Origin of the sequence: Bacillus fungorum, assembly GCF_002746455.1 — a bacterium.
GTDB lineage: Bacteria > Bacillota > Bacilli > Bacillales > Bacillaceae_G > Bacillus_A > Bacillus_A fungorum.
Genome location: NZ_NWUW01000006.1, coordinates 216,811 through 230,592, shown reverse-complemented (window position 1 = coordinate 230,592; position 13,782 = coordinate 216,811). Strand labels below are relative to the sequence as shown.

The following is a 13,782-nucleotide window of genomic DNA, read 5'->3' as shown; positions in this document are numbered from 1 at the left end:
ACCATTTATAGGTGGGATTTTATTTATCTATCACACGGTATAACCTAACTCCCCCTTACAACCAATAAGAAGAATAACTCCCAAGCACAGTAACAGAAAAACCGAGTGCTTCAAGTTCCATCGTTACGCCTGGCAATAATACATCATCGTATGCTTTATCGACATCGATTAAGAAAAAGTAATTTCCAAGACCTGTTTTCATCGGACGCGATTCGATTTTTGATAAGTTTAATTTTCTCCATGCGAAAGCTGATAACACTTGATATAGCGCCCCTGCATAATCAGCAGGTAACGTTATCATAAGCGTCGTTTTCTCTCCTCGGTTTTCTCCGTTATTCGGGAGTATTGCTTTCTTTTTCTTATGGAGCACGAGGAAGCGTGTATGATTATTTTTGTGCGTATGAATGCTACGTCTTACGATCGTTAATCCGTATTTTTCTGCGGCTGCTTCATTTGCAATGGCAGCGATCTTTTCTTCAGGATGTTCTTTCACGTATTGCGCAGCGGCACTTGTTGATGTCATATCTCGCACAGTTACTCCTTTTAATTCTTCATTTAAAAACTTATGGCACTGTGCAATAGCGTGCGGATGAGAATGCACCGCATATACTTCATCCCACACTTCTGTATACTGCGGATGTACAAGTAAATGCTGCTGAATTGGTACTGTAATTTCTCCTACAATGGAAAGCGGCTGCTCATGTACAAGGTAATCAACCGTTATATTCACTGAACCTTCTATTGCATTCTCTAACGGGACAACTGCGAAGTCTACATTTTCATTTGCAGCTGCATCCATACAATCTGGAATCGTTCGATACGGTACATGCTCTGCTTCCGGAAAAAAACGACTCACCGCCATATTTGTAAATGTTGCTTCTGGTCCTAAATATCCTACTCGAATCATCGTCTTTTCCCCTCTTTTTCGTTTTCTTACTGTTATACCATACTTTTTTATATTCTTCTATGTAAATTTCGAATATTAAAAAAAGAATAGCATTCGCTAGTCTAAATGTTTCTTATATTCTCTTTGAGCGAAGAAGAAATAAATGATACATGCTGCGATATAAAACAGAATGAACAAACCTACTTTTCGTAATGAACCATCCATAAAGAGCATATTATGAAACGTATATAACGCAACTGCACTATGCATACTTCCTACTATAATTGGCGCAAAAAATAGCATACATAATTGCCAGCGAGAAATCTTCCATACTTCTTCCTTTGTCATTCCCAGTTTAGAGAGTGCCCCGTACTGCTTTCTATCCGATGAAATATTATGAAACCATTTAAAATATACGATACTACATGATGTAAGGAAAAATAATATACTAATGAATGAGCCTACAAATAGAGTAATATCACCGAACGATTTCATATTCACATATAACTCCATATTACTTCGAAATGCATTATTATCTTGTTTCATATGTTTCCGTAAATCTTCATTTAATTCTTTCGTATTTTCGATATTTGGTAATGTATAGCCTCTATATATCATTTTTTCAGAATCAGGAACCTGATTTGCTATACTGTCAAAGTCTTTATCATTCATAACGAAGAACAGACCGTTAATGTACGAAGGATGATAGTTAAATTGAATCCCTTCTTTCTGACCGTTAAATACGAATTGATATGGTTGATTCATTACTTGCAATTGAATCTCTTTTTGATTATATACATTCGAATTATTGTATTTATTATAATAAACAAGTGTAACTGTTCCTTTTTTAGGATGATACGTTTTCTGTTTTTGTTTTCTCGCCTCTTGATTGTATTCACTTTCTTTAATGAGCGGCGCTACTTCTGTTTCTCCTTTATTGGACTGAAAAGATGCATACACTCCAACAAAACTCATAGATTGAAAATCATCATATCCATATTGGTGCAATAATTGTTCAACCGTACCTTCCGCAAAGACTTCATGAGAAGAAGTACCTTTTTCTATGTAAGAAAATGAGTGCACTCCTCCGCCCCTCCACATATCTTGCATACCAGAAAAATATAAGAACACTGTACCTGTTGCTGTAACTACAAACGTCGTTGCCATTGACATTAGAAAGAAAAAACGACCATTTTCCTTCATTCGATGTGATAATTGATTCACTATAAATAAATACGGATATGTATACATAATCTTTTTATTTCGTTTTATCATTTCTAATATTTGAGCAGTGCCGTGTGTAAATGAAAAATACGTTCCAAAAAAGACAAGTATAGACACAGGAAAAAAGTATAACGCTATCTTTAGCATCGTCGCTTGTAACGCTAACGCATATCCTATCCCTAAACAAATAAAGCCGAATATACAAAGCCATATTGATGTTTTCTTCTCTTTTTTATCTGTTCGAAATTCTTTCAATAACCGAATGATTTTTATATTCCATATACGTAAAGCACTTATAAATGATAAGAGAACAAATGCGACCATATACGCAATAAACGTTCCCCCAATTGCTCTCAAGTCAAATATGACAGGGAGTTCTTTCGGAAGTTGAAGCAACATACTAAACACCATGAAGAAGAGCTTTAAAAAGATCATGCCAAGCCCAATGCCAAAAATATTAGCAAATACCCCGATCAACATTTGCTCGGTCATAATCACTCCTATTACGTTAGATTTCGTCGCTCCCATTAACATATATAATCCTAATTCTTTCTTACGTGCCTCTATGAAAATAGAAGTAGAGTACAAAATGAATATGACGAAAAAAGAAATGATTATAACATTACATATAATCAGTCCCCAGCGTACGTTTTGATACCACATCGTCTCCTGCATATACGGATGTACAATGACAGACATGTATGCAAAAGATGCAAATATTGCAAAACAACTACTTAAGAAAAACACTTTATAATTACGCCAATTTCCCTTTATATTTTGTAGCGCTAGTTGCCGAATGTTCATCTATCGTCCTCCTGTAACTTACTACATAGGCAAAAAGCTAGAGGTTTCTCTAGCTTTGCACATGTTTTAAATATCCTCTTTGCGCGATCATAAAGTAAATGGCAGAAGCTACAATGTATGCTCCAATTACAAGCGCACCTGATTTCCATAAATCGATATAAAGCATTTTCCCTAACGTATGAAGAGCAAATCCACTATGAATGGCACCAATTACAATTGGGATAAAGAAGATAACGCCCATTTGTCGAATTGCAATTTTGCGAATTTCTTTATCTGTCATACCAATTCTCTTTAACGATTTAAATTGAATACGATCTTGTTCTTTATCGTTAAACCATTTAAAGTATGTCATACTACAAGCGAAGAAGAAGAACAGTACCGCTACGAAGAAACCGATGAACATTGTAATTGCCCCTGATTCCCTTATATTTTTATAAGCGAACACCGAGTTATTTAATTCCGCTTGCTTATCTGGTGCAATTTCCTTTTTCAAATCTAACACAAGATCTTCGGTACTTTTCCAGTCTTCTATATAATAACCATAATATTTCGTCTTTTCTTCATCTGGTACGAGCTTTGCGTAGTTCTCAAAATCTTGATCATTCACAATGAGATATTCACTATCATTAAAAACAGAAAATGAAGTTGGCTCATTTAATTGAACAGACTGCGTTTGTCCGTTAATTTTAAATTCATACGGTTTCGTACGATCTATCTTCATCAGATCTTTCACCATATCCATTATGACCATCGTTGCACTACCTGGTGCATTATGAACTTCTCTAACTTGCTCTCTCTTTTGTTTACGTACTTCAGCGTTATATTCTTTTTCTGAAATAATCGCCATTGGCACTTCATGTTCACCGTTAAACATCGTGATTTTTTGAGTTCCAGGAAGTTTTACGTAGGTTACTTCTCGCGCTTCTTCAAATCCGTGTTTTTTTATTAATTCTTTTGTTTTCCCTTCTTTGATGACATTATGCGTATTAATGCCTTTTTCCTCATACGAAATAGCATGCGGGGTACTAGTTACTGTCTTATAACTCATATCCTCAAAGAATACGTACAGTGTACCAACTGCGGAAGATACAACTGCCGTAATAATAGAAATTACAAATAGAAAACGAGCATTATCTTTCATTTTATAAATAAGATTGCTAAGTACGAACATATTTGGATATGTATAAAAAGATTTTTTTCGTTTTTGTAACACCTTTAATACGACTGTACTACCTTGTGTAAACAGCAAATATGTTCCGCCTATCGTCAGCCCTACAATCGGTAAAAACAGAATGATAAAATTCATAAATGTCACTTGGAAGCTAAGTACATATGCAACAATAATACATCCTATCCCTGCTACACATAACGATGTAAACGCAAAAGGTTCTACTTTCTGTTTTCTTGCTTCTCTTAATAAATCAATAATTTGCAAGCGTCCTACTGTCCAAACACTAAACAATGATAGGATTAAAAATAGAATAAAGTATACACCAGCTGTAATAAGAACTGCTTTACTATTCCAAACGAGTGGAAGTGTCTTATCTATTTTTAATAATACGCTTAACGCTTGGAAAAATAATTTTGAACAAAGCATTCCAACCCCAATACCAACTACAATTGCAATACTACCTAACATAATTTGTTCTAATATAATCATTCGTCCAAGTTGAGATTTCGTTCCGCCTATTAATGTTAATAAACCGAACTCTTTTTTCCTTGCTCGTAAAAATGTTGAATTTGCATATAAAATAAAAAGCGCTGAGAAGATGACGACAATATAATTCATCGATTCTAACCCTTTTGAAATCATCTCCCTCATACTAATATTACCACTTACAACATCTGGATGATAAATGAAGGAAGCATACATGAAAAATACGACAATCGATAAACAACTACTTATAAGAAACGCTTTATAATTACGCCAATTTCCTTTTACGTTATTAAGCGCGAGCTGGCGAAAGTTCATGATATTCTCCTCCTAGCATCGCAAGTACATCCAGAATTTCTTGGAAAAAGGCTTGTTTCGTTCTTCCTTTATGTATTTCCGAGAAAATTTCTCCATCGCGTATGAAAAGGATACGTTCACAATAACTAGCCGCTACTGGATCGTGCGTAACCATTGCAATCGTTACTTTCTTTTGCTCATGTAAATCTTGCAGAGCGCCCATTAGCGATTTCGCTGACTTTGAGTCTAAGTTTCCAGTTGGCTCATCTGCTAAAATTAACGTAGGTTCATGAATGATTGCTCTCGCAGCTGCTGCACGTTGTTGCTGTCCACCTGATACTTCGTATACTTTTTTATTTAATATTTCTTCGATGTTTAAAAACTTCGCAATTTCCAGCACTTTCGCATCGATTTCATTTACAGATTTCTTCGCCATTACAAGCGGTAAAATAATATTTTCTTTAATCGATAGCGTATCAAGTAAGTTAAAATCTTGGAAAATGAAACCTAAATGTGTACGGCGAAACTCCGCTAATTTTGCAGCACGCATTTGATTAATTTCTTCTCCATTTACAAGCACATGACCTGAAGTTTGCTTATCAATTGTTGCTAATAAATTTAAAAGCGTTGTTTTTCCGCTCCCTGAAGGCCCCATAATCCCTACAAATTCGCCTTCTTCTATTTTAAAATTTATATCGTTTAAAGCAGTCGTCGCTACTGAACCTTTCGATTGGTACACCTTCGTTAACCCTTTTACTTCAAGAACACTCATTTCTAATCCCCCTATGTGTTTTCTTCTTACATTTACTATAAGAAAAATAAGAAAAAGAAACGAGTGATTTCCCTTACAAAACGTTTTGTTATCTTACAGTTTTGTCATTTTTCTCATTAATGTATGATATTCTTCATCTTTTGCAAATTGGAACGTGAATGTCGTTCCTTCTCCTTCAGCCGATTGCACATAAATACCGTGATGTAAATGATCGCAAATTTCCTTCGTAATATATAAACCCATTCCAGTCGCTTCTCTCGTTTTACGGCCGTTTATTCCCGTAAAGAATGGATCAAATATGCGCTTTACATCTTGCTCTGGAATACCGATCCCATTGTCCTTAATATGTAGTAACACCTTTTGATCTTTCTCTTCAATTTGAAATTGAATTTCCTTTTTCTCTGCTTCTGAAATTTTCGTATACTTAATTGCATTTACAACAATTTGCCCTATAGCAATACTTAGCCATTTTCTATCAGATGCAATCATACAAACATCTTCATCGAACATCACTTTCGGAAATACAGACGATTGAATGAAGGATTTTCGATTTTCATTAATAATCCCTCGAATGATATCTATCACATTTACTATTTCTACTTTATAATCTTTTGCAAATTGCTCTAACCTTGCCATATGTAACGCTAAATCTAAACCATTAAGTATGCGGTTATTTTCTTCGCGGATACTTTCAACTGTTGCTCTTGCTTCACGATACTCTTTACCAAACTTCTGTAATAGCAACTCAATAACAGATACTGGTGTTTTCATTTGATGAATCCATTGATTCATAAATATTATTTGCTGTTGTTCTTTCGCATGTTGTTTATGAACTTCATTCATATATTGCTGTCTTAATAGCGTAAACGATTCGACGACCATCTCTTGCTCTGCCGTATAAGAAGTATCAATAAGTAATGAATCATGCAATGTATTTCCGCCAATAACATACTTTTCGATTCTCTTTAAAAATACACTTCTTTTTCGGTAATCGTAAATGAGGTATACAGTAAACACAACTGTCCCTAATAAAAGTCCATATAACCACGTATTCCAATCAATGGATCGCTTTTCTAAAAGACTTTGCAACTGCAAAACGAGCCCAAATAAACAAAGGCTAACAATATAAGAAAGAATTAAAGAAAAACGGTCCATGAGATAATTTTTAACCTTCATGCCCTTCGCCCCACTCTGTAAGAAGCGCATAACCATATCCACGTTTCGTTACAATTGCATTTTTAATGCCTAGCTCCTCTAGTTTCTTCCTTACACGTTTTACATTTACAGTTAATGTATTATCATCAACAAAAGCTACTTCATCCCATAAGGCTTCTAACAATTCTTCACGCGTTACATATTGATTTGCTTGTTTCATTAAACACTCTAATAAGTAAAATTCATTTTTTGTCAGTTCCGTTTGTTGCCCTTGCCACTCAACAACGTGTTGTGAAGGGAATAACAACAATCCATTTACACCTAAACAATCACTTTCTGCTGCAGAAGCATACTCACCATACCCACGTCGAAGTGCACTTTTCACCTTAGCCATTACAATATCTAAATGGAATGGCTTCGTAATGTAATCATCTCCGCCATTCTCGATCGCCATTACTTGGTCCATTTCCCCTGTTCTTGCAGAAACAAAAATAATGGGTGCATTCGATACACTGCGGATTTGGCGACACCAATAGAAACCATCAAAATATGGTAAATTAATATCAAGTAATACGAGATGTGGATTTACTTTTACGAACTCATCTTTTATATACCGTAAATCACTTGCTCTAAATGATTGATAGCCATACCTTTCTAAATGCTCTTCTAATATTCCCGCTATTTTCTCATCGTCTTCTACAATTAATATTTTATACATGTTCGTTTTCTCCCCATAAAAAATTCTTCTAAAACCACTCCTTTTCTATTATAAATTGAAAATTAAATTAGTGGGGATTTTTCCCTGTACGAATCAGACTTTTACGATAAAAAAAAGACTGCCATATTTCGGCAGTCTTAGTCGATAAATTCAAATTCATATTCAAGAATTTTTACAATATCTCCGTCTTTTGCACCACGTGCACGAAGCGCTTCATCAATACCCATTCCGCGCATTTGACGAGCGAAACGACGTATAGATTCATCACGTGAGAAGTCTGTCATCTTGAATGTTTTCTCGATATCGTAACCAGAGATAACAAACGTGCCATCACTTTCACGTGTAATTTCAAATTTAACACCTTCAGTATCAAATTTGTACATTACACTTGTGTCAGACTCATCCGCAACTTCATGTATCGGGAATTCAGGTGTTGTTTCTATTAAGTTCGCTACTTCAAACAGTAAGTCACGAACACCTTGTTTCGTTACAGCTGAGATTGGGAAGATTTTTACTTCGTCTCCCACTTTCTCTTTAAAGCCTTGTAAGTTCTCTTCTGCATCTGGCATATCCATTTTGTTTGCAACAACAACTTGTGGACGCTCAGTTAAGCGAAGATTGTATTCTTTTAATTCGTTATTAATCGTTACGTAATCTTCATATGGATCACGGCCTTCTAAACCAGACATATCAATAACATGCACGATTACACGCGTACGCTCAATATGACGTAAGAATTGGTGCCCAAGTCCAACGCCAGCATGTGCGCCTTCAATTAGCCCAGGAAGGTCAGCCATAACGAAGCTGCGGTTATCACCAGTTTCAACAACACCAAGATTTGGAACGATTGTTGTAAAGTGATACTCTGCAATTTTCGGACGCGCTGATGATACAACAGATAATAATGTAGATTTACCTACACTTGGGAATCCAACAAGTCCAACGTCTGCTAGTACTTTAAGTTCTAGAATGACATCACGCTCTTGACCTGGTTCCCCGTTCTCAGCGATTTCTGGCGCTGGGTTCGTAGCTGTTGCGAAACGTGAGTTACCACGGCCACCGCGGCCACCTTTTGCAATTACAGCAGTTTGTCCATGCGTTACTAAATCGGCAAGAATTTGCCCAGTTTTTTCATCTTTTACTACTGTTCCTGGTGGAACCTTTACAAGTAAATCTTCAGATTTACGTCCGTGCTGACCTTTACTCATTCCATGCTGACCACGATCAGCTTTGAAATGACGTTGGTAGCGGAAGTCCATTAATGTACGTAAGCCTTCCTCAACAACGAAAACAACATCTGCACCTTTACCACCGTCGCCACCTGCTGGGCCACCTTTAGGTACATACTTCTCACGACGATACGCAACCATTCCGTTACCACCGTCGCCGCCTTTTACATATATCTTGACCTGATCTACAAACATTATTTCACCACACTTTTTTCAATTGGTTGTAATATAACTGAGACTTCTTCGTCTCGTACTGTATAAGAAATGGAATACCATTTATTGTTTTGGTTCGCAAGCCAATTCTGTAGTTCTTCTACACTCGTTAGCTTACCACGAAAATCAAAAAAGAAACGAGCATTCTCCGTGTCACATTCAATTGTGATACAAACATAATTTTCAACATATACGTCTAAACTATGCTGAAGCATTGAGAAAAACTGATTCGTCCATGTACATACAGTCTCATCTAGGTGAGATAAGTTATGTAATTTCCCTAATACTTCGTACTCCAATAAGCACGGCTGCTGTTTCCAATTATATGTTAAAATCCACTCTGAAAATAAAGGCATCGATAGCCCCATCAGATTGGATTCTTGTCTCGCTTCTTGGACAAAACGATCGATGAGACTATGAATTTCTTCCACTTTTCCAAGGGAAAGGTTTCCTTTCACCATCTGCATACGATTGAGCCAATCATGTCTTGAATGGCGCAATGCATCTATAATTGTCCATTTTTCATTCATTTAGATACCCCTTAATATAGAAAAACTCTAACCTGCACTCAGGTTAGAGTTTTCCGTGAGTTCTTATGCTTCTTGAGCAACAGGATATACGCTCACTTGTTTGCGGTCACGGCCAAGACGCTCAAAGCGTACTACGCCGTCAACTTTCGCGTATAAAGTGTCATCGCCACCACGACCAACGTTAACACCTGGATAAATTTTTGTACCGCGTTGACGGTAAAGAATTGAACCACCTGAAACCGTTTGACCATCTGCGCGTTTAGCACCAAGACGTTTTGACTGAGAGTCACGACCGTTCTTTGTACTACCTACACCTTTCTTAGATGCGAAAAACTGAAGATCTAATCTTAACATACGTTACACCTCCTGCACTTTTTCTATTAAACGGATATACTTTCCGTAATCAAGTTCGATCGTCTTAAGCGAAACAACCAATCCCTCTAAAAGCGTTTGTGCTTTTTCTGCTGTATGAACGTCTAAATCATTAGGCAATTCATACGTTAAGAATCCTCCATCACTTCCGAGTTCAATAGTTGCCTGCACATTACAAAGTTCTTCCACTGCATTTATAGAACCAAACACAACCGCTGTAGTTCCAGCACAGACAAGATCTTGTCCATGTGGCGCATAATCGGCATGTCCAGTCATTTTAAATGATTGGATACTTCCTAATTTCGTGCGACTTATCGTAATTTTAATCATGTTAACCTAGATTAAGCGTTGATAGCTTCAACAACTAGCTTAGTGTAAGGTTGACGATGACCTTGTTTCTTACGATTGTTCTTTTTCGCTTTGTATTTGAAAACGATGATTTTCTTAGCGCGACCTTGTTTTTCAACTTTCGCAGTAACTGTTGCACCTTCTACAACTGGGCTACCAACTTTAACGTTTTCGCCACCAACGAAAAGAACTTTGTCAAAAGTAACAGTTTCACCAGCTTCAACATCTAATTTTTCAATGTAGATTGCTTGACCAGCTTCAACTTTAATTTGTTTTCCACCTGTTTCGATAATTGCGTACATACTTGCACCTCCTCTTAATTACTAAGACTCGCCAAAAACGAGGTAGACATAAATGCCTTTAGGGAACCTGTCTTGTGCGGTTGTAGCATATAGCCGTTTAGGTGCTATAAACTATAACATAAAGATGTTACCATAATTCATTGACTATTGTCAATGAAAGTTCTACTAACTATTTTCTCCGTTCTACAATTTCTTTTTTACTTCCAAAACGGATAATTGCATACTTTTCGATCATATCATCTTTGAAATAAATTTCAAATGGAATATTTTTTTGTAATTCTTTTTGCAAAAATTGTTTTTGCAGTTCTTTAGGTGCAGCAATTAATACTGCCTCATCTTCTATATTGCCATATGTGATTAGTTCTCTCTCTAGCTCATACGCAATTGTTTCATACGACATTACACACCCCGTCGCTTTGCACGGTACACACTCTTCTAGTAATACGTCGCGTAAAGAATGTTTTTTACGTTTACGTGTCATCTCTAAAATCCCTAACTCTGTGAATCCGAGCACTCTTGTATATGTGCGATCATTTTGCATAGCAGCGATGAGACATTCTCTTACCTTTTCTTTATCTTCTCTTCTTTTCATATTAATAAAATCAATTAATATCATACCACCGATATCACGCAGTCTTAATTGGCGTGCAATCTCTTCAGCTGCCACTTCATTTGTACGAAGAACTGTATCTTGTAAATTCTGTTTTCCAGTAAACTTGCCCGTATTCACATCAATTACAGTCATCGTCTCCATTTGTTCCACAATTAAATAAGCACCATTTGGGAGCCACACAATTTTTTGAAGTGCTTTCTCGATTTCGCGTTCTATTCCAAAATGATTAAACATCGAAGACTTTTCATTATAAAAAGACACTTTTTCTTTTCCGACTTTTTCTTCTAGTTCTTTTACTATACTTCTTGTATCTACAACTACTTTTTCAATCGTTTCAATCGGATTTTCTTGAAATACACGATCTAAAAAGGTAGCTGGTCGATGAAGTAGTAACGGTGCCTTTCCTTGGCTCTCTTTTCTTTTCAACTCTTCATATAACTGCTGTAACCTTTGCATTTCAGCTTGTATTTCTTCAATTTCTCCTTTTTCAGAAGCAGAGCGGAAAATGTAACCACCTGTCCCTTCTACCTCAATTTGGAGTAATTGTTGCCTTCTTTTATTGTTTTTTATTTTCCGAGAAACCGCGCGCATTTCATCATATGGCATATAAACGACATATTTCCCGGTAAATTCTATGTTCGCTGTCAATTTCGGCCCTTTCGTATCAATTGCCTCTTTCACAACTTGTACGAGTACCGCTTGCCCTTCATGTATACGATAAGAAGATGGTACGTCATCGTATGAAAGATACGCATGTTTTTCTAAACCGATGTTTACAAAAGCTGCGTTCATTCCAGCTATTGTCCTTACGATACGTCCAACATAAATATGTCCAACAATCTCTTGTTCTTCATTTCGTTTCCATAAAAACTCAACAATTTTCTTCTTCTCTTCAATTGCAACGCGTTTTTCCGATCCAGCGTAGTTCATATATAACGTTTTCAAAATTATTTCCTCACTTTATAATCTTCTTTGCTTTTACAATAATAAAAGGTTAGTGCTAACGTCAACACTAACCGATTAATTCTTCAACAGATGATGTTGTTCGTTTTTCAGTAAAATACGCATAGAGCAATTCATTTTCATCCAATGTATAATGTTCTTTATATTTTCCATGGACGATAATAGAGTGCTTATACCCTCTACGAAATTTTGTGAAGATTGTATATAAACGATCTTCCGTTTTCACCTCAATAGGTGCAATCTTTTCAATTCCCCTTTTGTTCCCATAATAACGTTCTAATAAAAAACGCATAAAGGCATACCGTCTTTGTTTCCATTCTTGATATAACGATACTGCTAAAAATATGAGTAGTACCCACATCATAATATTGTTACTATTCCAAAGTAACTGCCACACTAGTATTACACTAAAAAAAACACATGATAATTTCATCATCTTTTCATGTGCTTGTAAATAAGGAAAACGATATGATAATACGTTAAACAATACTTTTCCACCATCAAGCGGCCAAATAGGTAGTAAATTAAATGCTAAAATAATTATATTATTCCACATAAAGAAATAATATAATTCCGCATGAAGCCAACCAGCTTCAAACAACATATAGCCTACCGCCATCATCCAAATATGTTGAATAGGTCCTGCAATTACGACAACAAGCTCCTCTTTCAATGACTTATTCCCATGTTCCTCAAGCTCAGCTACACCACCAAACGGTAAAAGTTGAATCTTTTTAATACGCCAATTATAGTGTGCCGCTGCAAAAGCGTGCCCAAGTTCATGGATGAGAACGATACAAAATAACAATAATAACTCTTTAAAACGTGCCGTAAAAATACCAATGACAATAATAACCCAAAACAACGGATGCACTGAAATCTTCGTTAAAACATCTCTATATTTAATCAAATGAAATCACCTGAATCGGGTCAATAAATTTTTCATCCTTTTTTATTGCGAAATAAAACTTACCATTTTTATCATTTGTATCATTACTCACCGTTCCAATTTTTTGTTTCTTTGAAACGTAATCATATAATTTCACTGACATATCATTTAAATTTGCATACCATGACTCCGTGCCATCTGCATGCTGAATTTGAACTGTATTACCAAGTTCCTCTTTCTTTCCTGCAAAAACAACTAGCCCTTCATTCACTGACTCAACAGTTGCATTTGTAGCTGTTTGAACAAATACACCTTGGCCATTTTTTTGAAACCCTTGCATCACCTTTCCAGAAGCAGGAATTGCATAATCTTTTTGCTGAATAGTTTCTTCTTTTTTCTCATTAGGCGAATAGAATACGAGAGGTTTTCCAAACTGCTTTTCGTACCATTTCGCTACAGTAGCAAACTGAAATTCTTCTTTCATCACTTTTTCTGTAACAGCTTTAGCACCGTCGAAAGAAGGGGGGGCATTCTTATATAAAATAGCGACAGAAAGAACTAATATTGCTGATAATAAAACTTTAAAGAAAAATACTTCTTTTCGAAACAAAGGATGAATTTCCTTTTCTCCATCTTCAATAAATACTGTTTCACTCTCAAAATTCCCTCCAGCAAAATACTGCTCTTCCTCCACCCTTTCTTGCTCTGCCTTCCTCTTCGCAATCCGTTTTTTAATTTCTTCTACACGTCTATTCTTCATACTGTCTCCTTTCTTTCGTTAAGCTAATTTAAATAGAAACAGCTGTATACAGT

General features: G+C 36.0%; 14 protein-coding genes and 1 other annotated feature. All 14 genes read right to left on the bottom strand.

Going from position 1 to position 13,782, the window contains the following annotated elements:
• Positions 1–55: 55 nt before the first annotated feature.
• The 14 genes from pheA to spoIVFA all read right to left on the bottom strand — a co-directional run bounded on the left by pheA (position 56) and on the right by spoIVFA (position 13,729).
• Positions 56–907: a prephenate dehydratase gene (gene pheA, locus CO726_RS11500; protein ID WP_099684323.1), complete on the bottom strand. Its 852-nt coding sequence runs from the start codon at positions 905–907 to the stop codon at positions 56–58.
• 96 nt (positions 908–1,003) lie between these two features.
• Entirely contained in the window at positions 1,004–2,914 is a 1,911-nt protein-coding gene (locus tag CO726_RS11495; protein ID WP_099684322.1) for an ABC transporter permease, read from the bottom strand.
• Positions 2,915–2,963: 49 nt separating this feature from the next.
• Complete coding sequence (locus tag CO726_RS11490; protein ID WP_099684321.1) at positions 2,964–4,886, bottom strand: ABC transporter permease; 1,923 nt, start codon at positions 4,884–4,886, stop codon at positions 2,964–2,966.
• Complete coding sequence (locus CO726_RS11485; protein ID WP_000114529.1) at positions 4,861–5,637, bottom strand: ABC transporter ATP-binding protein; 777 nt, start codon at positions 5,635–5,637, stop codon at positions 4,861–4,863. The genes CO726_RS11490 and CO726_RS11485 overlap by 26 nt, the downstream gene beginning before the upstream one ends.
• 93 nt (positions 5,638–5,730) lie before the next feature.
• Positions 5,731–6,813, bottom strand: coding sequence for a HAMP domain-containing histidine kinase (locus CO726_RS11480; RefSeq protein ID WP_136699564.1), 1,083 nt, complete (start codon positions 6,811–6,813; stop codon positions 5,731–5,733).
• Positions 6,803–7,510: a response regulator transcription factor gene (locus CO726_RS11475; protein ID WP_099684319.1), complete on the bottom strand. Its 708-nt coding sequence runs from the start codon at positions 7,508–7,510 to the stop codon at positions 6,803–6,805. Before CO726_RS11475 ends, CO726_RS11480 begins: the two co-directional genes overlap by 11 nt.
• Positions 7,511–7,647: 137 nt before the next feature.
• Positions 7,648–8,934, bottom strand: coding sequence for a GTPase ObgE (obgE, locus tag CO726_RS11470; protein WP_099684318.1), 1,287 nt, complete (start codon positions 8,932–8,934; stop codon positions 7,648–7,650).
• Complete coding sequence (locus tag CO726_RS11465; RefSeq protein WP_099684317.1) at positions 8,934–9,482, bottom strand: sporulation initiation phosphotransferase B; 549 nt, start codon at positions 9,480–9,482, stop codon at positions 8,934–8,936. Before CO726_RS11465 ends, obgE begins: the two co-directional genes overlap by 1 nt.
• A gap of 63 nt (positions 9,483–9,545) precedes the next feature.
• A complete protein-coding gene (gene rpmA / locus CO726_RS11460) occupies positions 9,546–9,836 on the bottom strand; it encodes a 50S ribosomal protein L27 (protein WP_000944957.1) in 291 nt (96 codons plus the stop codon).
• Between the two features lie 3 nt (positions 9,837–9,839).
• Complete coding sequence (locus tag CO726_RS11455) at positions 9,840–10,184, bottom strand: ribosomal-processing cysteine protease Prp (protein ID WP_002001054.1); 345 nt, start codon at positions 10,182–10,184, stop codon at positions 9,840–9,842.
• Positions 10,185–10,195: 11 nt separating this feature from the next.
• Positions 10,196–10,504 carry a 50S ribosomal protein L21 gene (rplU, locus tag CO726_RS11450; RefSeq protein ID WP_000270907.1) on the bottom strand — a complete coding sequence of 103 codons (309 nt, stop codon included), beginning with the start codon at positions 10,502–10,504 and terminating at the stop codon, positions 10,196–10,198.
• 14 nt (positions 10,505–10,518) lie between these two features.
• Positions 10,519–10,596, bottom strand: a sequence feature (ribosomal protein L21 leader region).
• Between the two features lie 77 nt (positions 10,597–10,673).
• Positions 10,674–12,062 carry an Rne/Rng family ribonuclease gene (locus CO726_RS11445; RefSeq protein WP_099684316.1) on the bottom strand — a complete coding sequence of 463 codons (1,389 nt, stop codon included), beginning with the start codon at positions 12,060–12,062 and terminating at the stop codon, positions 10,674–10,676.
• Positions 12,063–12,129: 67 nt separating this feature from the next.
• Positions 12,130–12,990 carry a stage IV sporulation intramembrane metalloprotease SpoIVFB gene (spoIVFB, locus tag CO726_RS11440; protein ID WP_061401598.1) on the bottom strand — a complete coding sequence of 287 codons (861 nt, stop codon included), beginning with the start codon at positions 12,988–12,990 and terminating at the stop codon, positions 12,130–12,132.
• The gene (spoIVFA, locus tag CO726_RS11435; RefSeq protein WP_099684315.1) at positions 12,983–13,729 is read right to left on the bottom strand and encodes a stage IV sporulation protein SpoIVFA; all 747 of its coding nucleotides are present in this window, start codon (positions 13,727–13,729) and stop codon (positions 12,983–12,985) included. Before spoIVFA ends, spoIVFB begins: the two co-directional genes overlap by 8 nt.
• Positions 13,730–13,782: the final 53 nt, after the last annotated feature.

Coding starts and splice junctions, on each gene's coding strand:
- spoIVFA (WP_099684315.1), bottom strand. CDS start 13,729: ATGAAGAATAGACGTGTAGAAGAAATTAAAAAACGGATTGCGAAGAGG.
- obgE (WP_099684318.1), bottom strand. CDS start 8,934: ATGTTTGTAGATCAGGTCAAGATATATGTAAAAGGCGGCGACGGTGGT.
- pheA (WP_099684323.1), bottom strand. CDS start 907: ATGATTCGAGTAGGATATTTAGGACCAGAAGCAACATTTACAAATATG.
- CO726_RS11495 (WP_099684322.1), bottom strand. CDS start 2,914: ATGAACATTCGGCAACTAGCGCTACAAAATATAAAGGGAAATTGGCGT.
- CO726_RS11485 (WP_000114529.1), bottom strand. CDS start 5,637: ATGAGTGTTCTTGAAGTAAAAGGGTTAACGAAGGTGTACCAATCGAAA.
- CO726_RS11465 (WP_099684317.1), bottom strand. CDS start 9,482: ATGAATGAAAAATGGACAATTATAGATGCATTGCGCCATTCAAGACAT.
- rpmA (WP_000944957.1), bottom strand. CDS start 9,836: ATGTTAAGATTAGATCTTCAGTTTTTCGCATCTAAGAAAGGTGTAGGT.
- CO726_RS11480 (WP_136699564.1), bottom strand. CDS start 6,813: ATGAAGGTTAAAAATTATCTCATGGACCGTTTTTCTTTAATTCTTTCT.
- rplU (WP_000270907.1), bottom strand. CDS start 10,504: ATGTACGCAATTATCGAAACAGGTGGAAAACAAATTAAAGTTGAAGCT.
- CO726_RS11475 (WP_099684319.1), bottom strand. CDS start 7,510: ATGTATAAAATATTAATTGTAGAAGACGATGAGAAAATAGCGGGAATA.
- CO726_RS11490 (WP_099684321.1), bottom strand. CDS start 4,886: ATGAACTTTCGCCAGCTCGCGCTTAATAACGTAAAAGGAAATTGGCGT.
- CO726_RS11455 (WP_002001054.1), bottom strand. CDS start 10,184: ATGATTAAAATTACGATAAGTCGCACGAAATTAGGAAGTATCCAATCA.